The organism is Streptococcus pluranimalium (assembly GCF_047785705.1).
GTDB lineage: Bacteria > Bacillota > Bacilli > Lactobacillales > Streptococcaceae > Streptococcus > Streptococcus pluranimalium_A.
Genome location: NZ_JBLOJV010000106.1, coordinates 1 through 613 on the forward strand (window position 1 = coordinate 1; position 613 = coordinate 613).

The window sequence follows — 613 nt, forward strand, 5'->3', positions numbered from 1 at the left end:
GAGTCTAAGACAAAAGTTCTTCTCACACAACCCAAAAAGCAACGGTTTTGATGCCGTTGCTTTTTGTATTAAAGAGATAGTCTTGATAACATATAGTTGCTAAGAAAATATTAGAAAGGCTATCTCATGCACATTCACTATAACATAACACAAATCAGACGACATTGCCACTAGAACTTTCTGCTTGCCTTCCCCAAAATCATGTGGTCTTTACGATTGAAAAAGTGGTGAATGCCTTGGAGGATAGTCACTTCCGCACCTTCTATCATGACTTTGGTCGCCCGTCTTATCATCCTAAAATGCTTTTAGCTACTCTTTTATTTGCCTATTCACAAGGGGGGGTCTGGGCGAAAAATCGAAAAAATGATGATTGAAACTATCGCCATGCAGTATTTAACGGGGCAATTCGTGGTGTCCTACCGCACCATCAATCGCTTCCGTGTCGCTGCTGGTATGGAGGAGGTGATTCGTGACCTCTTCATTGAGTTGAACTGACGCTTGAAAATGGCAGAACTGGTGACCTTGGATTGCCTCTTTATCGATGGCACCAAGATCGAAGCCAATGCCAATAAGTACAGCTTTGTGTGGAAGAAAGCAACAGAAACGTTTTCAA

At 42.1% G+C, this 613-nt stretch carries 2 protein-coding genes; both read left to right on the top strand.

Annotated features, from left to right (window positions below; genetic code table 11):
* Positions 1-164 precede the first annotated feature (164 nt).
* The gene (locus ACMZ6Z_RS09540; RefSeq protein WP_416132282.1) at positions 165-374 is read left to right on the top strand and encodes a hypothetical protein; all 210 of its coding nucleotides are present in this window, start codon (positions 165-167) and stop codon (positions 372-374) included.
* Entirely contained in the window at positions 364-495 is a 132-nt protein-coding gene (locus ACMZ6Z_RS09545) for a hypothetical protein (RefSeq protein WP_416132283.1), read from the top strand. The genes ACMZ6Z_RS09540 and ACMZ6Z_RS09545 overlap by 11 nt, the downstream gene beginning before the upstream one ends.
* Positions 496-613: the final 118 nt, after the last annotated feature.

Excerpts from the sequence above, each read along its gene's own strand:
- ACMZ6Z_RS09545 (WP_416132283.1), top strand. The coding sequence starts at position 364 with ATGATGATTGAAACTATCGCCATGCAGTATTTAACGGGGCAATTCGTG.